Source organism: Aeromonas sp. MTB (assembly GCF_056632455.1).
In genome coordinates this window covers 643,517-664,974 of the sequence record NZ_CP147026.1, presented here as the reverse complement: position 1 = coordinate 664,974, position 21,458 = coordinate 643,517, and the positions used below count along the sequence as shown (strand labels likewise).

17 protein-coding genes are annotated in these 21,458 nt (G+C 59.1%); 10 read left to right on the top strand and 7 right to left on the bottom strand.

Features of this window, described 5'->3' with window-relative positions:
• Nucleotide 1 precedes the first annotated feature (1 nt).
• The 3 genes from WBR25_RS03140 to ruvA form a co-directional block, all read right to left on the bottom strand.
• Nucleotides 2-1,558, bottom strand: a complete 1,557-nt coding sequence (locus tag WBR25_RS03140; RefSeq protein ID WP_005335743.1) for a cytochrome ubiquinol oxidase subunit I — start codon at nt 1,556-1,558, stop codon at nt 2-4.
• 935 nt (nt 1,559-2,493) lie between these two features.
• Nucleotides 2,494-3,504 (bottom strand): Holliday junction branch migration DNA helicase RuvB, encoded by a 1,011-nt coding sequence (gene ruvB / locus WBR25_RS03135; protein ID WP_005335744.1) that lies wholly within the window; start codon nt 3,502-3,504, stop codon nt 2,494-2,496.
• 8 nt (nt 3,505-3,512) lie between these two features.
• Complete coding sequence (gene ruvA / locus WBR25_RS03130; RefSeq protein WP_479749390.1) at nt 3,513-4,127, bottom strand: Holliday junction branch migration protein RuvA; 615 nt, start codon at nt 4,125-4,127, stop codon at nt 3,513-3,515.
• A gap of 260 nt (nt 4,128-4,387) precedes the next feature.
• On the opposite strand from ruvA, the gene WBR25_RS03125 reads away from it, so the two are divergent.
• Nucleotides 4,388-6,397: a methyl-accepting chemotaxis protein gene (locus WBR25_RS03125; RefSeq protein ID WP_479749389.1), complete on the top strand. Its 2,010-nt coding sequence runs from the start codon at nt 4,388-4,390 to the stop codon at nt 6,395-6,397.
• Nucleotides 6,398-6,478: 81 nt separating this feature from the next.
• On the opposite strand, the gene lysE is transcribed toward WBR25_RS03125, so the two are convergent.
• Both lysE and WBR25_RS03115 read right to left on the bottom strand, forming a co-directional pair.
• Nucleotides 6,479-7,087, bottom strand: a complete 609-nt coding sequence (lysE, locus tag WBR25_RS03120; RefSeq protein WP_227096670.1) for an L-lysine exporter — start codon at nt 7,085-7,087, stop codon at nt 6,479-6,481.
• A 207-nt stretch (nt 7,088-7,294) separates the two neighbouring features.
• Entirely contained in the window at nt 7,295-8,077 is a 783-nt protein-coding gene (locus WBR25_RS03115; RefSeq protein WP_005335753.1) for a LuxR family transcriptional regulator, read from the bottom strand.
• A gap of 62 nt (nt 8,078-8,139) precedes the next feature.
• Here WBR25_RS03115 and WBR25_RS03110 point away from each other — a divergent pair, with 62 nt between their 5' ends.
• From WBR25_RS03110 to WBR25_RS03085, 6 genes are all read left to right on the top strand, one after another.
• Nucleotides 8,140-8,790 carry an acyl-homoserine-lactone synthase gene (locus tag WBR25_RS03110; protein WP_479749388.1) on the top strand — a complete coding sequence of 217 codons (651 nt, stop codon included), beginning with the start codon at nt 8,140-8,142 and terminating at the stop codon, nt 8,788-8,790.
• 201 nt (nt 8,791-8,991) lie between these two features.
• Entirely contained in the window at nt 8,992-9,891 is a 900-nt protein-coding gene (locus tag WBR25_RS03105) for a LysR family transcriptional regulator ArgP (RefSeq protein WP_151287421.1), read from the top strand.
• Between the two features lie 99 nt (nt 9,892-9,990).
• Nucleotides 9,991-12,027: an exoribonuclease II gene (locus tag WBR25_RS03100; protein WP_247823474.1), complete on the top strand. Its 2,037-nt coding sequence runs from the start codon at nt 9,991-9,993 to the stop codon at nt 12,025-12,027.
• Nucleotides 12,028-12,281: 254 nt separating this feature from the next.
• Nucleotides 12,282-13,922, top strand: coding sequence for a sensor domain-containing diguanylate cyclase (locus WBR25_RS03095; protein WP_479749387.1), 1,641 nt, complete (start codon nt 12,282-12,284; stop codon nt 13,920-13,922).
• Between the two features lie 4 nt (nt 13,923-13,926).
• Nucleotides 13,927-15,030 (top strand): EAL and HDOD domain-containing protein, encoded by a 1,104-nt coding sequence (locus tag WBR25_RS03090; RefSeq protein ID WP_005363003.1) that lies wholly within the window; start codon nt 13,927-13,929, stop codon nt 15,028-15,030.
• A gap of 66 nt (nt 15,031-15,096) precedes the next feature.
• Complete coding sequence (locus WBR25_RS03085) at nt 15,097-15,687, top strand: HAD family hydrolase (RefSeq protein WP_162519670.1); 591 nt, start codon at nt 15,097-15,099, stop codon at nt 15,685-15,687.
• A 133-nt stretch (nt 15,688-15,820) separates the two neighbouring features.
• Here the strand turns inward: WBR25_RS03085 and hfq are convergent, their stop codons facing one another.
• Complete coding sequence (hfq, locus tag WBR25_RS03080; protein WP_005335772.1) at nt 15,821-16,180, bottom strand: RNA chaperone Hfq; 360 nt, start codon at nt 16,178-16,180, stop codon at nt 15,821-15,823.
• Nucleotides 16,181-16,356: 176 nt separating this feature from the next.
• On the opposite strand from hfq, the gene WBR25_RS03075 reads away from it, so the two are divergent.
• From WBR25_RS03075 to WBR25_RS03065, 3 genes are read left to right on the top strand one after another with little or no spacing between them, the layout of a single operon-like run.
• Nucleotides 16,357-17,628 (top strand): paraquat-inducible protein A, encoded by a 1,272-nt coding sequence (locus tag WBR25_RS03075; RefSeq protein WP_139747113.1) that lies wholly within the window; start codon nt 16,357-16,359, stop codon nt 17,626-17,628.
• Complete coding sequence (pqiB, locus tag WBR25_RS03070; RefSeq protein ID WP_005335774.1) at nt 17,621-19,270, top strand: intermembrane transport protein PqiB; 1,650 nt, start codon at nt 17,621-17,623, stop codon at nt 19,268-19,270. Before WBR25_RS03075 ends, pqiB begins: the two co-directional genes overlap by 8 nt.
• The gene (locus WBR25_RS03065) at nt 19,267-19,836 is read left to right on the top strand and encodes a PqiC family protein (protein WP_058056450.1); all 570 of its coding nucleotides are present in this window, start codon (nt 19,267-19,269) and stop codon (nt 19,834-19,836) included. Before pqiB ends, WBR25_RS03065 begins: the two co-directional genes overlap by 4 nt.
• Nucleotides 19,837-19,915: 79 nt before the next feature.
• Here the strand turns inward: WBR25_RS03065 and rlmD are convergent, their stop codons facing one another.
• The gene (gene rlmD / locus WBR25_RS03060) at nt 19,916-21,268 is read right to left on the bottom strand and encodes a 23S rRNA (uracil(1939)-C(5))-methyltransferase RlmD (RefSeq protein ID WP_058056451.1); all 1,353 of its coding nucleotides are present in this window, start codon (nt 21,266-21,268) and stop codon (nt 19,916-19,918) included.
• Nucleotides 21,269-21,458: the final 190 nt, after the last annotated feature.

Sequence of the window (21,458 nt, the reverse complement as noted above, 5' to 3'; positions counted from 1 at the left end):
CTTATGCCTTGATCTGTTCAAAGTGATACTTGCCAGTCTTCAGGCTGCTGGGGCCAAGACGGGCATACTTGAACATCAGGTACATCTCGATAACCAGAAGTACGGTATAGAACAGGCAGATACCGATCAGAGAGAACCAGATCTCGGCTGCAGGCAGGTTGGATGCAGAGAGGGAAGTCGGCAACACCTCTGCAATGGTCCACGGTTGGCGACCATACTCAGCGACAAACCAGCCAGCTTCGATCGCGATCCACGGCAGCGGGATACCCCACAGCAGACCCTTGAGCAGCCACTTGCGCTTGCCGATCTGGTGACGGGCACTGTCATAGAAGGCCATACCAATCAGCACCAGCATCAGCATGCCGACGGCAACCATGATGCGGAAGGCGAAGAACAGCGGCAGTACCTGCGGGATGGAGTCATCCACGGCGGCCTTAATCTGCTCGTCGGTAGCATCGGTCACGTTGCTGGTGTAGCGCTTGAGCAGCAGACCGTAGCCCAGATCCTGTTTCACTTCGTCGAAGCGAGCGCGGGTCTCGTCAGACTTGTCACCGGATTGCAGCTTAGTCAGCAGGTCGTAAGCGGTCATACCGTTACGAACGCGCAGTTCGTGCTCGCTCTTCAGATCCTTCAGACCGGTTACCTGACCGTCCAGAGAACGGGTCGCGATAATGCCCAGTGCATAGGGGATCTTGATGGCGTAGTCGGTGCGCATCTCTTCCTGATTCGGAATACCGAACAGGGTAAAGGCGGCCGGAGCAGGTTCAGTTTCCCACTCGGCTTCGATAGCGGCCAGTTTCACCTTCTGCACTTCACCGGTCTCGTAACCGGATTCGTCACCGAGGATCAGCACGGACACGATGGAAGCCATACCGAACGCGGCGGCAATGGCGAAGGAGCGACGGGCAAACGCCACATCACGATTCTTCAGCAGGTAGTAGGAGGAGATACCCAGCACAAACATGGCGCCACAGGTATAGCCAGCCGCCACAGTGTGGACGAACTTGACCTGAGCAACCGGGTTGAGCACCACGTCAGCGAAGCTCATCATCTCCATCCGCATGGATTCGAAGTTGAACTCTGCACCGACCGGGTTCTGCATCCAGCCGTTGGCGACCAGGATCCAGAGGGCTGAAAGGTTGGTACCCAGCGCCATCAACCAGGTGGCAGCCAGATGCTGATGCTTGCTCAGACGATCCCAACCAAAGAAGAACATACCGACGAAGGTGGACTCCAAAAAGAAGGCCATCAGCCCTTCGATAGCCAGCGGGGCCCCGAAGATATCGCCGACATAATGGGAGTAGTAAGCCCAGTTCGTCCCGAACTGGAACTCCATGGCCAGACCTGTGGTGACCCCCAAGGCAAAGTTGATACCAAACAACTTACCCCAGAATTTGGTCATGTCCCGGTAGATGGTGTTGTTGGTCATCACATAGACGGATTCCATGATCGCCAGGAGAAAGGCCATTCCCAGCGTCAGGGGTACAAACAAAAAGTGATAAAGGGCCGTCGCAGCGAACTGGAACCGCGATAGGTCTACCACATGCTCAGCAATCATGATGTTTCCTCACCGATTATTGGCACGGCTATTTTAAGTTTTAAGCACAAAGCTTCCGTTGGAGGTTAGCGAATGAGCCTTATTGGGACGTGTCACAACAAAACGCGTTCAGTAACCACTGGCATTAACAACAAGGCAATACGAGAACACAAATAAAGCTAATGTTTAACAATTCCAAAACAATCAGCCTAAATTTATTCTCGCCCATGATGACCGGGTTTTTATATCACCTTTATTTGATTGAAATCAATGTAAAAGGACCCGCCATACATGGCTTTGAAAGGCATTTTTAATCTATTTCACGATTATTGACGCGAGCCAGATCACAAAACACGACAAAGCGTAAAACATTGATTTAAATCAATTTAAGAATTTAACATCCCGCCGCTCGGTTTAATTTGAAAAGCGTGAATGACGCGCCTTTTTTCATGTTATCCGAGTCAGGCAATCTGATTCGAAAACTCAATTTAAAATTGCAAAGAATGCATACTCATGCGAACCAATTTCATCAACAAAGACATTAGATAAACTAATTTGAAGAGTGCAATTTTTCTTGTTTGCCGGGGTCGATTCGAACTCCTACAATGCGCCTCGCAGTGAGGGCATACCCTTGGATACAGGCCGGTTAATCCGGGTTCACGGTACGTATTCGACGATCAATTTGAACCTGTCTATTGGAATCGAAGATGAAAAAGTTTGTTGCTAAAACCATCCGTTACTACAAGCTTTCCTTTGTTCAGCTCTATCAACTGAACCGACTCTGAGAGCTCGCGACGGCTCACCTGTTTATTTTCCGGTCTGTGTCCAGACGCACTCACTGTCTGTGAACATCCATCCTGAATTGTCTTTGCCCACCGCATCCGCCGTGGGCTTTTTTTTTGCCCGGATAATAAAAAACCGCCTTTGACGGCGGTTTCATGTTCAAACGACTGTTTTTACTTCTCATCTGGTCTCTGAAGACCGAAATGAGCGTAGGCTCGTGTGGTCGCAATCCGTCCTCTGGGTGTACGTTGCAGATACCCTTGCTGGATCAGATAAGGCTCCAACACATCTTCGATAGTATCTTTCTCTTCCCCGATCGCAGCGGCCAGATTATCGAGACCCACCGGGCCCCCCATAAACTTGTCTATCACAGCCAACAATAACTTGCGGTCCATGAAGTCAAAACCTTCGTTATCGACATCAAGCATGTCCATGGCGCGAGCAGCAATGGGGCCGTCGATCCGGCCATCGGATTTCACCTGGGCAAAGTCGCGCACCCGCCTTAACAAACGGTTAGCAATCCGTGGCGTGCCGCGAGAGCGACGGGCGACCTCAATGGCACCATCTTCCGTCATGTCTAGCCCCAGACAACGGGCACTGCGGGAGACGATATCGGTCAGGTCCTTGACGTTGTAGAACTCCAGCCGCTGGACGATACCGAAGCGATCCCGCAGCGGGCTGGTGAGTGAACCGGCCCGAGTAGTGGCGCCAATCAGGGTGAAGGGAGGCAGATCCAGCTTGATGGAGCGAGCTGCGGGTCCCTCCCCGATCATGATGTCGAGCTGGTAATCCTCCATCGCTGGATAGAGCACCTCCTCCACCACCGGGCTGAGGCGATGGATCTCGTCGATGAACAGCACATCGTTCGGTTCGAGGTTGGTGAGCAGCGCGGCCAGATCCCCCGCTTTCTCCAGCACCGGGCCGGAGGTGGTCTTGATATTGACCCCCATCTCGTTGGCGACGATGTTGGCAAGGGTGGTCTTGCCCAAGCCCGGCGGGCCGAAGATCAACAGGTGATCGAGCGCTTCACCCCGCTGACGGGCCGCTTCGATAAAGATCTCCATCTGTTCGCAGACGGTATCCTGACCGGTGTAGTCAGCCAGCTTCTTGGGGCGGATAGCCCGGTCAATAATGTCATCCTCACGGGCGGCACTGGCCGAAATGAGGCGGTCTGCTTCAATCATCAACTACCTCATACCAGGCTACGCAGGGATTCACGGATGATATCTTCCACCGACATCCCCTCTTTGGCGATCTTGCTGACAATCTGACTCGCCTGCTGCGGTTTGTAACCTAGGGCCACCAGCGCACTGGCCGCCTCCTCGGTCACATCCGGTGCCCGCAATTCGGACTCACTGGCTGGCAAGGTGACCATGGCCGGGGAGAAGAGGTCGTGACTGACCCAGCCTTTGAGGCGATCCTTCATCTCCACCACCAGCCGCTCGGCGGTCTTCTTGCCGACTCCCGGCAGTTTGACCAAAGAGCTTATCTCTTCACGTTCGACACTCAGCACGAATTGGGTAGCAGTCATGCCGGAGAGAATAGCCAACGCCAGCTTGGGGCCGACTCCGTTGGTCTTGATCAGCTCGCGGAACAGCGCCCGCTCCTGTTTGTGGTTGAAACCATAGAGCAGTTGGGCATCTTCCCGCACCACGAAGTGAGTATGGATGGTCGCTTCCTTGCCGATCTCCGGCAAATCATAGAAGCAGCTCATCGGCATCTGCACCTCATAGCCAACCCCGCCCACTTCCAGCAGGACCTCGGGGGGCTGCTTTTCAATGACAATGCCTCTCAAGCGACCAATCACGGCTCTCTCCTCACCAATACAACTATTCGTAAATTGGCTCATAGCATAAAGAATAACTGGATAAGTATCCAGCATAGGGCAGCAACACCCTTGTGGTCAGAGAGGCTTTTTATCCAATTTTCCACCATGCTTGATCGGGTGCAGCCAGTGCACGGGATATTTCAGCGCCGCACCGGCCCCCGAGCGGGGGATAAACCACTACACTAAACCCGTTCGGAACCGAAACTGGTGCCAATGTCGATACCAAGGAAGGCCATCACATGAAAATTGTTACCACCTCCAATCTGGGTCTTGCCATATTGCTCGGCTGTACGCTGGGCATGGGGGTCGTTGGCTGGTATGGCAGCCAGCGGCTAGCCAATCTGCTCTCCTACGTACTGGGCGCCGCCTGGCAGACCGCCGACGGTGCCATGGAGGGCTCCATAGAGCTGGGCAACCAACAGCTACAGATTCAGAAGATGCAAAACGGAACCCCGCTCAATCGCGCCGAACTCGATGCTGCCAAGGCGGCGACCGATGATGCGCTGGCACGGGTCAGCCAGGGGCAGCTCATTGATGGTGCAGCCCTTGCCACCATGGAACAGCACAAGCAGGACTATCAACAGCAACAAGAGAAGCTGCTGGAGCTCTATCACGCGTATACAGAGGTAGATCAGGCACTGCATCATAACGCCGATCTGATGGCCCGCCTCTCGACCCAGCTGGAGGTGATCGGCGATGGCGCGGTCGAGGCGCTGACCCAATCCCCCGACCAGACCATCAGCTGGAACAGCGGCCTCTCCACCCGTTGGGAAGCGGCCGACGGGGGGATGGAGTCCAACATCGGCTTTTTGCGCCAGCTCTATGCACTGGAAAAGATGCGCAGACAAGGAGTCACAGAGGCGATCAAGGCCGAGCTGAAAGAGGCGACCGATTTCTACCACGAAGCGGTCGACAGCATGCTCGGCACCGGGCTGTTCGATATCGAGGGAACCGGCGAATTTGCCGGCAAGACACTGTCGGCAGAGTATCGCGCCCTGTTGGCCCGGCATCAGCAACTGATGGGACAGTGGGTCGATGCGCTCGGCAGCTATCAGACCCAGCAGTCCGTCTATGAGGTCAGTGCCGATGAGCTGCGACAACAGCTGGTTGCCATCGAGGAGAGCGGCGATGCCACCGTAGAGGATCAGGTGGCCCAGCTCAATGGCATCATCAGCCAGACCCGAACCCTGCTGCTGGGTGGCCTGTTGCTGAGCCTGATCATGGTCACCCTCTGCGGCTTCTGGCTGACCCGCAAGCTGGTGACCCCGCTGCTGCAAGTAGACAAACGAATGCAGGATATCGCCGCCGGCGAGGGAGATCTCAACGCCCGCATCAACCTGCAACGGGATGACGAGATAGGCTCGCTGGCCAACAGCGTGGATCGTTTCATCGAGAAATTGCAGAAGATGATCAGCTCCACCATGGACAACAACCAACACATCAGCGAACACGTTCACACCTCGGTCAACCGGGTGGAGGCAATCAGCCAAAGCAGCCGCCAAACCGCCGAACATGCACTGGCCCTGCACCACGACAGTGAACAGATGGTGCAAGTCGCCACCGGTATCTCGGACAACTGCAGCATGGCGGCCCACAATGCCAATGAGGTGCGCCAGCTGACCACCGAGAGCAGCCAGTATGTCGCCTCCGCCAGCGCGGGCATGCAACGGGTGGTACAAGAGGTGAGCGAGTGTGCCATCGCCATCAACTCCCTCAAGGAGCAGGCGGGTCAGATTGGCCAGATCATCTCCACCATCAGCGGCATCTCGGAACAGACCAACCTTCTGGCCCTCAATGCAGCCATCGAAGCGGCCCGCGCGGGGGAGATGGGGCGTGGCTTTGCGGTGGTCGCAGACGAGGTGCGCACCCTGGCCAATCGCACCGCAACATCGAGCGCCGAAATTAGCCAGGTGATCAGCAGCATCCAGCAGCAGACCGAGACCGCCTACCTGATGATGCAGCGCAACCTCAAGACGGTAGAGTCCGGCATGCAAGACTCCGAGAACACCAAGCAGATCCTGTTCAAGGTGGAAGGCGCCATCGACCAGCTGGCCGACATGGTGCAGCAGGTGGCCGTGGCTACCGGGCAACTGTCACACACCCTGAGCCACTCCTCTGACAAGGTCTCCGGCATTAGTCTGCAAGCCAGAACCGGCGAACAGGAAGCGCAGGAGTGTCTGCAACTCGCCTCCTCGCTCCATCAAGCCAGCCTGCTGCAGCAGCGCCTGCTCTCCCAGTTCAGAGTCTGAGCCCCTCCAATAGTAAAGATGCCACTCATATGAGTGGCATCTTTTTGTTACCGGTCGCTCATTCCTGCCGCCTTAACTTCCTCAACGTCCTATGGCCAGTTGAACAGCCAGGCTCAGCATGATGATGCCAACCAGCAGATCGATCCCCTGCTGCACCCGGCCGCGGGCCAACCAGGGCGCCAGTGCCGCCGCCCCCAGCGCCAGCGAGTAGAACCACACCAACGAGGCCAGCATGGCCCCCGCAGCAAAGGCCGGACGCAGGGACTCGCTCACCTGACTGCCAAGGGAGCCGAGCAGCATCAGGGTATCGAGATAGACGTGAGGATTGAGCAGCGTAACTCCCAGTGTCATCGCCAACACGCTTTTGACCCCCATCTGCTGAGCAGAATCGGCAACTCCCTCCCCTTTACCGCGCCAGGCACTGAGCAGGGAACGGCCACCAAACCAGCCGAGAAACAGCACACCACCCCAGGTGAGTAGCGCCATGCCGAGGGGGCTGGCGGCCAGCAGATTGGCTCCGCCAAATACGCCGATAGCAATCAGGGTGAGATCGCAGAGGCTGCAGAGCGTGGCCGTCAACAGATGGTGATTGCGATGGATGCCCCGGCTCAGCACAAAGGCATTCTGGGCGCCGATGGGGATGATCATGGCCAGACCGATGGTGAAGCCTTGTAGTGTCGTTGCGAGCATCATGGAGAGTACCGTTCGAAATGATGAATGAGCGGCACTATAGCGATGGTGGTTCCTTCTTAGAAATTCATTGATTTACTGATTGATTCATTTTGCTAATAAAAACCGGCATACCCAGCCGCTGTTCCAGCCCTTGTCAATTACCGGATCTGACAATTGTGACCCTCAGAGTGCGGCAGGAGAATCTGTTGCGCCTGTGGGCTCAGCCTACTGCAGCAATCTGGGGAAGTTGGTAACCACAACTTGCTCCAAATTGGGTAGCAACAGCCCCGTACTAACCCCTTTGGCAATGGCCTGATAGCGGTTCATGGAGCCGGTTTTGCGGGTGACCTGATTGAGATGGTAATTGACCGTGCGCTCCGTGATCCCGAGGATGCAGGCGATCTCGCTAGAGGTCTTCCCTTCGCTGGCCCAGAACAGGCACTCGGTCTCGCGCTCGGTCAAGGGGTCTTTACCCGCACTGTCCATCATGCTGAAACGCACCACCCGAATGGCCGCCTCGAAGATGTAATTGGACATCCAGGAGAGGATCGGCGAGGACTCCAGCAGCAGGTCGCTCGAGGCCCGCTCGGAGGTGATGAAGGAGAGAATACCGTTCTCCCCGGCTGCACCGTGCAGAGGGAAGGAGATGCCGTTACGCAACCCGAACTCGGCTGCCAACCCCATCACGTCCATGGTTCCCTCTTGCAAAAAACTGGCCCGCTCATCGAGGCGGTTCCAGTAAATGGGCAACGTCTGCTTGCGTGCCAGCCGGATCACCGGATCGCACGCCAGCATGTTGTTTTCGGTATAGGCCTGCACCCAGGAATCGGGGCACTGGTTGAACAGCACCACCTTGGGCCTTTGCATCGACATCGGCAGGATCAGGGCGAAGCGATAGTAGTCATAGCCCATCCCGAGCGTAAAGCGACCGATCAGTTCGGCCAGACGATTGCCGTCCGTCACCGAAGTGAAATGTTCGAGGTACTCAAGCAGTTGGTCTCTGTTCATATGAAAGCCCCCTTGGCCAGACATGTGATTATAACGGCGAATAGCAAGATAGAGGGTCCATAATGTTGGTTTTTAAAGGAAAATTGAGAGAACATCCACGAAACGAGGTGGAGAATGAACTCTATCGCTTTCGAAATCGCGTCTTTTCCGACCGGCTAGGCTGGGATGTCGAGTCTCATCGGGGCCTGGAGCGTGACAGCTTCGACACGCCAGACACCCATTGGGTTCTGATCGAGGACGAACAAGGGCTGTGTGGCTGTATTCGTCTGCTCAACTGTGCCGATGCCTATATGCTGCCCACCATCTTCCCCACCGCCCTTGCCGGTGAAAGCGCGCCACGCACCCCCGATGTCTGGGAACTCACCCGTCTGGCTATCGATGCCCAGCGCGCACCGCGCATGAGCAATGGCGTCAGCGAACTCACTTGCGTCATCTTCCGCGAGGTCTATGCCTTCGCCCATGCCCACGGGATCCGGGAGCTGGTCGCCGTCGTCAGCCTGCCGGTGGAGCGCATCTTCCGCCGACTTGGCCTGCCCATCGAGCGGCTCGGTCATCGGCAGGCGGTCGATCTGGGGGCGGTAAGGGGCGTTGGCATCCGCTTCAATCTGGATGAGCGCTTCGCGCAGGCGGTCTCCCAACCGCTGCTGGGCCATTATCAAACCAGCCATTATCCACTGCAGCAACCGTCACCGGTGTTAGCAGTTCACTCATAAAAAATCCCGGGAAAACAGACCCGGGATAAAGATGTCGCTACGATCTGCGCAGGGCTACCCCATGCGGCACCAGAGAGTATCCTCCCTCAATGGCCTGACCACTACTGTCAAAAATCACAGCGCAACGCCCCTTCCGCCGCCCATTGTTGTCCCCTGCCGAGTGACGTAGAGTCAGCCCTTGGGCAACGGAAGGGGGAGAAGATGAAAGAGCTGGACTACAAACTGCTGCGGGCGCTGGATGCAGTACTGCAGGAGCAGAACTTCGATCGGGCGGCCAAGTCGCTCCATATCACCCAGTCGGCCATCTCCCAGCGGATCAAGCAGCTGGAGCAGCAATTTGCCGAGCCGCTGCTCATTCGCAGCCAACCGCTGCAGGCCACGCCACTCGGCCAGAAGCTGCTGGCCCACTATCGGCAAGTACATCAGCTTGAGCTCGAACTGGCGGGGGAGCTGGCTCCCGATGAACCGCAGGGGCCAATCCGGATCAGCATCGCAGTGAACGCCGACAGCCTGGCCACTTGGTTTTTGCCCGCCATTGCCCCCTTGTTGAAACAGCACCCCATCGAACTCAACCTGCTGGTCGATGACGAGAGCCGTACCCTCGACAAGGTCCGCGAGGGTCAGGCCTTTGGTGCGGTCAGCCTGCATCCCCAGCCGCTGGCGGGTTGCTGCGTCGACGAACTCGGTGAGATGAACTATCTGCTTACCGCCAGTCCCGCCTTCGTAGCCCGCCACTTCCCTCGCGGCCTGACTCGTGAGGCGCTGGCCAAGGCACCGGCGGTGGCGTTCGATCAGCGCGATGACATGCATGTGAGCTTTATGAGGGAACACTTCGGGCTGGAGCCGGGCGGTTATCCCTGCCATACGGTCCACTCGTCAGAGGCCTTCGTCGCCATGGCCGAACAGGGGTTGGCCTACTGTCTCATCCCCGAATTGCAGATAAGAGGCCAGCTGGCAGGCGGGTCACTACTCAACCTCAGTCCCGACCACGTCCTGACGGAACGCCTCTACTGGCACCGCTGGGTACTGGAAAAAGGGGTTCACAAGCAGCTCTCCCAACGCCTTATCGACCATGCCAGATCGCAGTTGAAACCACGCTGAGCAGGCCATTCACCTTGGCTTTGCAGGGCTAAAAACGTATAGTGCTGGGCGATCCTTCATCAGGTCTCCACCCAGGTTTTCACTTCAGGTTCCTCACTTATGTTCCAAGACAATCCGCTGCTGGCCCAGCTCAAGCAACAAATCCGCGAAAACATCCCGAAGAAAGAGGGTGTGATCCGCGCCTCGGACCGGGGCTTCGGCTTTCTGGAAGTCGATGAGAAGACCAGCTATTTCGTGCCGCCTCCCTACATGAAGAAGGTGATGCACGGTGACCGGGTGACCGCCCTGATCCGCACCGAAAAAGAGAAGGAAGTGGCCGAGCCGGATACCCTGCTGGAGCAGTCCGTCACCCGCTTCGTGGCCCGGGTCAAGATGTTCCGTGACCGCCTCAACGTGGTTGCCGACCATCCGCTGATCAAGGATGCCATCAAGGCCCGCGTCAAGAAGGGTCTGGATGAGAAAGAGTTCAAGGAAGGTGACTGGGTGGTGGCTACCCTCAAGCGCCACGCGCTGGTCGACGGCAACTTCTCGGCCGAGATCATCCAGAAGATCGCCGCCCAGGAAGATCACAATGTGCCCTGGTGGGTGGTGCTGGCACGCCACAATCTGGCCCAGGTCGAGCCGGCTGACTTGCCGGAGTGGAAGGTGATCGAAGAAGAAGATCTGCCCCGTCGTGACCTGACCAAGGTGCCCTTCTTCACCATCGACGGTGCCAAGACCAAGGATATGGACGATGCGCTGGCCATCACCAAGCTGGACAACGGCTGGGAGCTGCTGGTCGCCATCGCTGACCCGACCGCCTATGTGGCCGAAGGCAGCGAGCTGGACAAAGAGGCCGCCCAGCGCGCCTTTACCGTCTACATGCCGGGCCGCAACGTGCCGATGATCCCGCGCACCCTCTCCGATGAGCTCTGCTCCCTGAAAGAGGGCGAGGAGCGCAACACCCTGTGCGCCCGTCTGCTGATCGCCGAAGATGGTCTGCTGCTGGAGGAGACCGAGTTCTTCGCCGCCCGCATCTGCTCCCACGCCCGTCTCAACTACGACGACGTCTCCGACTGGGCCGAGCATGGCAAAGAGCTGTCTATCGACGCAGGCGTACTGGCCCAGCTGCCGCTGATGAAGGCGATGACCGAAGCACGCATCGCGTGGCGCACCGAGCATGCGCTGGTATTCCCGGATCGTCCCGACTACGACTTCGAGCTGGGCGAGAATGGCGAAGTGCTAGCTATCCACGTTGAGCCGCGCCGCATCGCCAACCGCATGGTGGAAGAGTCGATGATCGCCGCCAACATCTGCGCCGGTCGCGTGCTGGGCAAGAGCGTCGGTTACGGTATCTTCAACGTTCACACCGGCTTTGACGAAGAGTCCCTCGACGGCGCCATCGACCTGCTGAAGAGTGCCGAAGCCCCGTTCGAGCGCGACGAGATCGCCAGCCTCTCCGGCTTCTGTGCCCTGCGCCGCTGGATCGACAACCTCGACACCCGCTGGCTGGATGGCAAGATCCGCCGCTTCCAGAGCTATGCGCTGATGTCCTCCGAGCCGGGCGCCCACTATGGTTTGGGTCTGGATGCCTACGCCACCTGGACCTCCCCGATCCGTAAATACGGCGATATGGTCAACCATCGTCTGCTCAAAGCGGTCATCGCCGGCAAGACCCCAGGTGAGCGCCCGAGTCAGGAGCTCACCGAGCACCTGACCGCCTGCCGCCGCCTGCACCGCATGGTGGAGCGTGACATCGGCGACTGGCTCTATGTTCGCTACCTGAAAGCCGCGGCTGGCACCGATCAGGTATTCAACGCCGAGATCATCGACGTGATGCGTGCCGGTCTCAAGCTGCGTCTGCAGGAGAACGGCGCCGTGGTCTTCCTGCCTGCCCGCCATATTCTCGACAACAAGGATCGACTGGAGTGCAACTGGGACAACGGCCGCGTCTATCTGGACAAGACCGAAGTGGTCTACGAGCTCGGCCAGATCATCGAGGTGAAGCTGACCGAAGCGGTGGAAGAGACCCGCTCCCTTATCGCCAAACCGGCGGTAGATCTGGTACCGGGTCCGGCACCGGAAGCCCCGGCGACCGAGAGTGCGCCAGCCGATAGCAGTGAAACGACCGCTGAGACTGCCCCCAAGGCAGAATAAGCCACGTAGAATCATCTGATCTGCCCGAGAGCCCGCCATCGTGCGGGCTCTTTTTTGCCCGGCATCCCGCCCTACAAGCTGCCATATATACTGTTATGGCACACAGTTCTATCCACGATTGGCAGAGAACGCAGTGAATGTCTCCACCAGCAGGGCTGAAAGCAACCGTTATGTGCACTGCCTCTCCTTTCTGACATATTAATCAAGGAGAAATATGTCTATACTCGCTTGGGTACAATCCAAGGGATATTGGTATGCAGGAATGGGACCCGGAACACTTCACCAACTTCGCTCAGTTATGCGAAGTGAGCCTCGCCACCATCCGTGAAAAGACCGATGCCGAACGCCTCTACCTCTGGCTGAAAGCCCCCGAACCGCAACTCTACAGCTTTCAGCTCGATCACGGGCTGACCACGCTTGATCTCGCCCATCTCGGTCAACTGACCCTGCCCCACCACCTGATCGACAAGGCGATGGAGAAGGGACAACTGGTGATCGAGCAGCTCCAAGCACCGCCTGATCCCGGCGAAAATGTGGAGCCCGCCCAGCCGCAGTTACGCGCCTGTTTCCCTCTCAAGCGTCACATGAAACTGGAAGGGGTCATCTATCTGGAGACCCGCCGCCGCATCGATCGCCTCTCCTCCCACCAGCGTCAGGGCATCCAGCTCCTTATCCACTATCTGACTGCCGAGCTCAGCAATCACCTGCTCTCCAGCCAGGTCAATCAGGAGCGGGACCAGCGGCTCCATACCCAGACCGATCTGGTACAGAGTCAGGCACTGCAAGGATCCTTCCTCACCATGTTGCAGGCGCTGCACATGGTCAGCGTCACCCTCTCCCGCAGTCGCAGCGAGAACGATCTGCTGCGGGATGCCGTGCTGCTGGCCCGCAAGGAGCTGCAATTCGATCGGGTCGCCATCTTCCTGATCGAACCCGATGGCAAAACCATGCGCGGCACCTGGGGCACCAGCGAGGACGGTGAGCTGATGGATGAACACAACTTCATCAGCCCCATTCCGGATCACCCCACGGTGCAAGAGGCGCTCAGGCGCAAGGATTACGTGCTGGTGATGGAAGATACCCCCCTCTACTACGAGAAGCAGCAGGTGGGCCGTGGCTGGAACGCCATGATATCGCTGTGGGATGGCACCACCCCCATCGGCTGGATCGCCGCCGACAACCTGCTCTGGCACCGTCCGCTCAAGGCCTATCAGAGCGAGATCTTCAAACAGTACGCCGCCATTCTGTCACAACTGCTGATCCGCCAGCGTACTCAGGAGCAGTTGGAAACCCTCAACCGCCAGCTGGAGGCCCGGGTCGCCGAACGCACCATGCAGCTGGCCGAGACCAACCGTGCGCTGGAAGAGGCCAATCACCGCCTCTCCCTGCTGTCGCTGGAAGATCCCCTCACCGGCATCGCCAACAGGCGCCAGTGGGACATCACCATGCAGCGGGAGTGGGAGTGGGCACGGCGCACCCAGAACCTGCTGGCGGTATTGATGATCGACGTCGACGAGTTCAAGGCCTACAACGACCACTTCGGCCATGCCAAGGGGGATTTCTGCTTGCAACAGGTGGCCCATGTGCTGCGGGATGCTGAACGGCGCTGCACCAATCTGGTCGCCCGTTACGGCGGGGAAGAGTTCGTCATTCTGCTCTGCGCCCCCCAACCCGGTGAGGCCGAACAGCTGGCCGGACGGATCCACGATGGTCTTGCCCGCTTGAAAATGCCCCATCCCGCCTCGCGGGTTGCTGATTTCATTACGGTTAGCATAGGCTTTAGCTATCTGGTTCCCTCCCTGGACGGAGCATGGCAGACCCTGACCGAACAGGCTGACCAGGCGCTCTACCACGCCAAGTCACAAGGGAGGGCCCGCACTCTGGCCTATCGGTGATCCCATGCTGTTGCGTCGCTACCCCATCTTCAATCGTCGCCTGGCTCTGGTGGCCTACGGCATCGACTATCAGCTCAGCTCACCGGCCGAATGGCCTTCACTGGCGCAACATTGCCGCCTGCTGGCGCAGGGGCGTCAATATCTGGTGCCCTTCACCCACGAACAGCTCGATGAACAGCGTCCCATGCTGCTGGATCAGGACGCGATCCCGCTGGTTGAAGCCTCCAGCGAACGCCAGCCCAACTCGTTCCCGGTGCTGGAGCAGTGGCGTGACAGCCGGCGCAGACTGGCGGTGCATGGCGCCAACCGGGATCCGCGCTGGCTCGGCGCCAGCCGCCTGCTGGTGTACTGGATGGGGGAAGAGGGGATCTGCCAGCCCACCGAACACAAGCGGATGGCGCTGAACATCGAGACCTGGGCGGATTTTCTCCCGCTGCGGGAGGCCGGGGTCGACTTCTTTGCCGGCGGTTTTCTCGCCCGTCCGGAGCTGGTCAATCAGCGGGCCAACCAGCCCGATATGGCGCTGGTACAGCAGATCCTCCAGCTCATCTGCCACGAAGAGTTCTCCTTCGCCCAGGTAGCCCGCCTGCTGGAGCAGGATGCCTGGCTGCCCGGCCTGCTGCTCACCTACGTCAACGCCCCCGGCTTCGATCATGCCGCCCCCATCACCTCGGTACCCCGCGCCCTCTCCTATCTGGGGGAGCAGGAGATCCGTAAGTTCGTGCTGATCAACGGTCTGGCCCGGGTGAGCCAGCACATGCCGGAGGCCTGCACCCGCATGGCCATCGCCCGCGGCCGCTTCTGCGAGTTGATTGCCCTCACCGCCCTCGGTAAAGCGGAGGCAAGCTGGGCCTTTCTGGTGGGACTGGTGCTCGATGGTTCCCTGCTGTCGGAGCCGCTGATGGCCCACCTGCCCAAGAGCGTGCAGCGCGCCATCGAACTGCACGAAGGGCCACTCTTTCATCTGTTTCAGCTGGTCAGCACCTATGAACAGGGCAACTGGGCCCTGCTGGAACAGCTTGCCCCCAAATATCAACTCGATCCGGCCCAGCTCACCCCCGTCTATTTTCAGTCACAAATGTGGGGGCAAGCGTTTCTCACCAGCTAGGTGATGGCGAGGCGGGGAGCCACTGGCTAGAATGGGCTCCCTTTTTTCAGAGACAGACCCCGCACCATGACGCTTTCCGGATTCCAAGGCCTGGTCTTTGACCTTGATGGCACCCTGGTCGACTCCATGCCGCTGCACCTCGCCGCCTGGGAGCACACCGCCCGCGAGTTTGGCTTTCGCTTCGATGCCGACTGGTTCTATGAACTGGGTGGCATGCCGAGCCGCAAGATAGCCCTGCTGGTCGCACAGGAGCAGCAGATCCCCCTCGATCCCCTCGAAGTCACCCGCTGCAAGACCGCCCACTATGTGGCCAACCTGCACAAGGCGACCGTCTTTCCGGCCATGCAGGCACTGGTCGAGCGCTATCATGGCGTCATCCCGATGGGGATCGGCACCGGCTCGCCCAGCGTCAACGCCGAAGCGGTGCTACGCAACACCGGGCTGGATCGCTACTTCTCTGTGGTGGTCACCGCAGACGATGTGGAGCTGCACAAGCCCAATCCGGACACCTTCCTGCTGGTCGCCAGCAAGCTGGGGGTCGAGCCATCAGGCTGTCTGGTGTTTGAAGATACCGGTATCGGGGTACAGGCCGGAGAAGCAGCGGGTATGCAGACCTGCATGGTCAAAGAGGGTCAACCGGTCGGCATAACGGCGTAGTGCGGAAAAAAATATCGCCCTGCAAGGGGCGATAACCGGAACCGGCTCTCATACGGGACATGAATGAAAAATGAGAGCAGGCTCCGTCAGCCGCTGACGCAGGGCGCGTCAACGGGGAGTGCGGGGCAGACGATTACTCGTTGTTGCCACCGCCCTGATTGTCGTCATATCGACCCGGCGCGCCGTGGGGGCGCGGCGCCATGGAGACACGTGGCTTGCGAGCACGCTGGATATTCACCTGCGGACGGCCGGTGTGCATGGCGATGGTGGAGATCTTGGCCTTGTAGACCAGCTGCTGGTTACCATGAGCATCGGTCAGCAGCACGCTGTACTGGTCGAACCCGCTGATGGTGCCTTCCAGCTTGATGCCGCTCACCAGAAAAATAGCGACCTGACTGCGGTTCTTGCGCAACCAGTTGAGGGCAGAATCTTGCCCGTTCCCGAGGGAGAAGGCTTGCTCAATCGTGGAGTAGCTGGGGGATTCAGTTGTCATAAATTATTGTCCCGCGGAAAAAAAGTGGCGTTTGATTGTGCTAAATGGGCACTGGCTTGTCAAAGTCATTCTCACTCCCGCCAGCAATAGCGCCCTCCGGGGGCTGGTCGCTGACCAGCACAACTGCGATAATCGCCAGCTCTGGCTCTACCACGGGCCTTATCTGGGGTTTTATCTTGCATCCGGCTTCACACCAACACCACACCACCTATGTCCATGATGCTACTGCCTGTGAAGAGTGTGACCTGCTGATACCGGCCACACCGCTCGAGGTGGGACAGGCCAGCTGCTGCCCCCGTTGCGGACACACCCTGAGTCGCCACCTGCCACAGCAGGAGTTGCGGCCGATCTCCTACGGGTTCGCGGCACTTATCATGTTCGTGCTCGCCAATGCCTTTACCTTTATGTCCTTCTCGGCCAAAGGGGTGGGCCAGGAGATGACCTTTTTGCAGAGTATCACCACCCTGGTGGATGAGGGCTATCTGTTTCTCGGCGCGGTACTGAGCCTGACCCTGATCGGCCTGCCGCTGGTCTATATGGGATCCATCATGCTGGTGCTGTGGCGGGTCGATAAAGATCTGCACAGCAATGCCCTGCGCTCCCTCGGCCGTCTGCTCTGCCGGATCAAACCCTGGCTGATGGTGGATGTCTTTCTGGTGGGGGTGCTCATCTCGCTGGTCAAGCTGATGGGGATGGCCGACATCAAGATGGGGCTGTCATTCTGGGCTTTCGTCGGTTACACCGTGCTGCTCATCAAGATGATCTCCTCACTGGATCAGATGTGGCTGTGGCAGCGGCTGTTCGGCCCAACCGAGTCACGGGATATCGACCCGGAAGCGGGCGCGCTGGAGTCCGGTCTGGTGGGCTGCCATATCTGTGGCGCCCTGAGCGAGGTGGGTAGCCACAGCTGCTCCCGCTGCGGCGGCAAGCTGCATGCCCGCAAGCGGGGCGGCCTGAACCGTACCTGGGCGCTGCTGTTTACCTCCGCCATTCTCTACATTCCGGCCAACGTCTATCCCATCATGGATACGGTGTTTCTCGGTGATGACAGCCCCTCCACCATCCTCGGCGGTGTGGTGCTGCTCTGGGCCATGGGCTCCTACCCCATAGCGGCGGTGATCTTTTTCGCCAGCGTGGTGGTGCCGCTGGTGAAAATACTGGCGCTATTCTGGCTTTGCTATATGGTGCAGCGCGGCAATGTCACCTCCCCCCTCGGCAAGCTCAAACTCTATCGCATGACCGAATTTGTCGGACGCTGGTCGATGATCGACGTCTTCGTGGTGGCCATTCTGGCGGGCCTGATCCGGCTCGACAATCTGATGACCATCTATCCCGGCCCTGCGGCCGTCGCATTTGCAGGTGTGGTGCTGATCACCATGGTCGCCGCCATGAGTTTCGACTCCCGCCTGATCTGGGATTTACAACAAGGAGAACGCGAACGTGAGTGAGCGTAAAAAAAGGTGGAAACCGGGCTCTGACTTTCTGAGCTCTGCCGCCGCAATCTGGATGGTGCCCCTGCTGGCGCTGTTCATCGGTCTCTGGATGCTGTTCCAGCACTGGTACTCTCAGGGCCCGAGTTTCACCCTGACTGTCGCCACTGCCGAGGGCATAGTCGCTGGCAAGACGGTGATCCGCTCCCGCGAAGTGGACGTCGGCCGCATCGAGGCCGTCGAGCTGAGCGATGACTATAGCCATGCCGTGCTGAAAGGACGGCTGACCAATGCCGCCTCCGGCATGCTGCGCGGTGACAGCCAGTTCTGGGTGGTCAAGCCCAGAGTGGGCCGTGAAGGGGTATCGGGTCTGAGCACCCTGCTCTCCGGCGCCTATATCGAGCTCGCCCCCGGCAAGAAAGGTCGGGCGCGGGACGAGTACGCCATGCTCGACAAACCGCCGCTCGCCTCCCTCGATGCCAAGGGGCTGCGTCTCACCCTCAGTAGTCGCGACACCCGCGCGCTGGGGGAAGGCTCCCCCATCAACTATCAGGGCTTCACCATAGGTCAGGTGGAAGAGGCGAAGTTCCTGCCGGAAAAGAGTGAGATGCAGTATCAAATCTTCATCCACGCCCCCTACGACATTCTGGTGAGCAGCAACTCCCGCTTCTGGATGACCCCGGGCTTCGAGGTCTCCATGAGCAGCGAGGGGATGAAGGTGAAGATGGATTCGCTGGAGAGCCTGATCGATGGCGGCATTACCATGGGTCTGCCACCCGGCTGGGCGCCTGGCGAGCCGGTCAAACAGATGGAAGGGTTCACCCTGTTCCAGGATGAGGCGAGCGTGCTGGCCGGTAGTCTGGATCAGTTCATCGACTACGTCTTCCTGTTCGATGACAACGTGGGTGGCCTGCACCCGGGCGCGGCGGTGCAGTATCGCGGTATCCGGGTCGGTACCGTCATCTCCGCCCCCTACCTCATCGAGGACAAGGGCGTGCAGATCTTCAAGAGCCGCCAGATCCCGGTGCTGGCTCGCATCGAGGTGCAGCGCCTCTCCCACCGCTATGCCAAGGCGGAGAAGGATCAATGGCGTGCCCTGTTCGGCAAGCAGTTCAAGGAGGGGTTGCGTGCCAGCCTCAAGACCTCAAGCCTGCTGACCGGCGGCAAGATCATCGACCTCAACTTCTATCCGGACGCGCCACGTTTCGAACAGGCCAAGCTGGCCGGTTATCAGGTCTTCCCCACCGTGCAGGGCGGGCTGGATCAGATCGAGCGCAAGGTGAACCTCATCCTCGACAAGTTTGTCGACATGGACATGGCGACCACCCTGACCAAGGTCAACGGGTCACTGACCACCCTGGATGGCACCCTGAAGAACATCAGTGCAGTCAGCGCCAACCTGAACAAGCTCACTGCCAAGGATTCCACCCAGCAGCTGCCCGCCTCGCTCAACGAGAGCCTCAAGCAGTTGCAGGAGACCTTGCAGGCCTATGACGCCCAATCGCAGACCAATCAGGATCTGCGTCAGTCGGTGCAGACCCTCAATCAGTTGATGCGCGAACTGCAGCCGCTGGTGCACTCCCTCAACGAGCAGCCCAGCTCGCTGATCTTCGATCGCGCGCATCCATCGGACCCTGAGCCCAAGCGAGGCAAACAATGAAAAAAGAGATCCTGACGCTGGCCCTGCTGGGCCTGCTGGCGGGTTGCAGCAGCCAGCCAAGCCTGCACTACTACTCGCTCGATGCAGACAGCCAGCAACCCGTGACGGCCCCGGCCCAACCGCAGCACCAGCTGGTGCTGCGCCCGGTGGCGCTGGCCAGCCAGCTCGACCGGATCAGTCTGGTCTATCAGCTGGAAGGACAAGAGCTCCACTTCACCGAATACCATCGCTGGGCCGGTGCGCTGGACGATCAGCTCAACCAGCTCACCCTCAATGGCCTCTCCACCCGCCTGCCGGGCTGGGTGGTGCGGCAGGATGGCGCCCGCAAGGGGCCGGTGCTGACCATTCTGGTGGAGCGCTTTCAGGGCCGTCATGACGGCAGCGCCGTGCTGAGCGGTCGCTGGCGCCTGCTGGCGGAAGATGGCACCGTGCAGCGCGATGCCCCCTTCCGTCAGGAGCGAGTACTGCCGGCCGATGGCTACAACGCACTGGTGAACGAGCTGGGTCAGGGCTGGCAACAGCTGCTCGACCAGATCGCCGCCGAGGTGCGCCAGAGCGCCAGCTAATCGCCCATCCGCCGATTGCAGAGATAAAAAAACGACGCCAGCTGGCGTCGTTTTTTTATGGGCAAGAGTCGGGGGCGACTCATGCCTTAGCAGGCAGGCTCAAGCGGGCAACCGCTTCGACGTGCATGGAGTGCGGGAACATATCGACCGGTTGCACCTCATCCAGCACGAAGCCCTGCTTGACCAGCCAGGCAAGGTCGCGGGCCAGGGTCTGCGGGTTGCAGGAGACATAGACCAGACGACGGGGCGCCATGGCGACCAGGGTCTGCAATACGGCCTTGTCACAGCCTTTGCGGGGCGGATCCATCACCACCACATCAGCGGTCACACCTTGGGCGTGCAGCTCGGGCATCAGCTGCTCGGCCTTGCCGACGTGGAATTCGGTGTGCTCGATACCGTTGAGGGCAGCGTTGCGGCGGGCATCGCTGATGGCGCTCTCCACCGACTCGATCCCCACCACCTTGGCGGCCTTGCCAGCCAGGAACAGGGAGATGGTGCCGATACCACAATAGATGTCGAACACTGTCTCGTTACCGGTCAGCTCGGCATACTCGAGGGCGCTGGAGTAGAGCACATCGGTCTGGGTCGGGTTGTTCTGGAAGAAGGAGAGCGGCGAGATCTCGAACTCGAGCTCATGGATCTTGTCGCGGATCACCCCTTCGCCGAGCAGCACCCGGTTGGTCGCGCCCAGAATGCGGTTGGTGCGCTCATCGTTGATGTTCTGCACCAAGGTAGTAACCGGCAGATCGCTTAAGCTCGCCAACAGTTCGGCTTCGAACGGCAGCACCTCACCCAAAGTGACCAGCACCACCATCAGCTCGCCGCTCTTGAAGCCCTTGCGGGTCATCAGGTTGCGCACGCAGCCGCTGTGGTTCACTTCGTCATAGGCAGCGATGTCATGCGCGCGCATCCAGTTGCGTACCCGGGCGTTCAGCTCCACGTGCAGCGGATCCTGCACCGCACAGTCATCGGCGGTAATGAGATCGTGGGAGTGCTTGCGATAAAAACCGATCTCGGCACCGGCGTCACAGCCACGCACCGCATATTGCGCCTTGTTGCGATAGGCGAACGGGCTTTCCATGCCAAGGATATCCTTGACCGGGGTGTCACCCAGCCCGACCTGTTCCAGTGCGCTCTGCACCAAGGCCTGCTTGAGCTTGAGCTGGGCCGGATAGGCCAGCGGACGTACCTGACAGCCACCGCACTCGGTGTTGGGGCAGAAATCGGCCACCCGATCTGTTGAAGGTTGGAGCAGCTCGGCAACCTTGCCGTGCAGATAGTTCGGCTTGACCTCGGTCAGCTCCACCTGCGCCTGCTCACCGGGCAGCAGACCTTCGACAAACAGGGGGCGATCGAACAGGCGTCCTTTGCCATCTCCTTTGTCGGTCAGTTCCAGGATCTCGATCTGGTGTTGATGTCCCACTAACGGCATGAGCGGCTCCAAAAGTACTAAAAAATGGGGGTGATGGACGCGGCAGAGCCATGCCCATCGAGAAAAGGTGGCAGAGTTTAGCGGAGATCCGGCCAAATTGCAGGCATAAAAAGCCTGCTTGTTGCAATGGTCATTACTCCTGGCCATCTGCCGGGCGTGGCCACCTTTCGGGTTGCGGCAAATTTAGCCC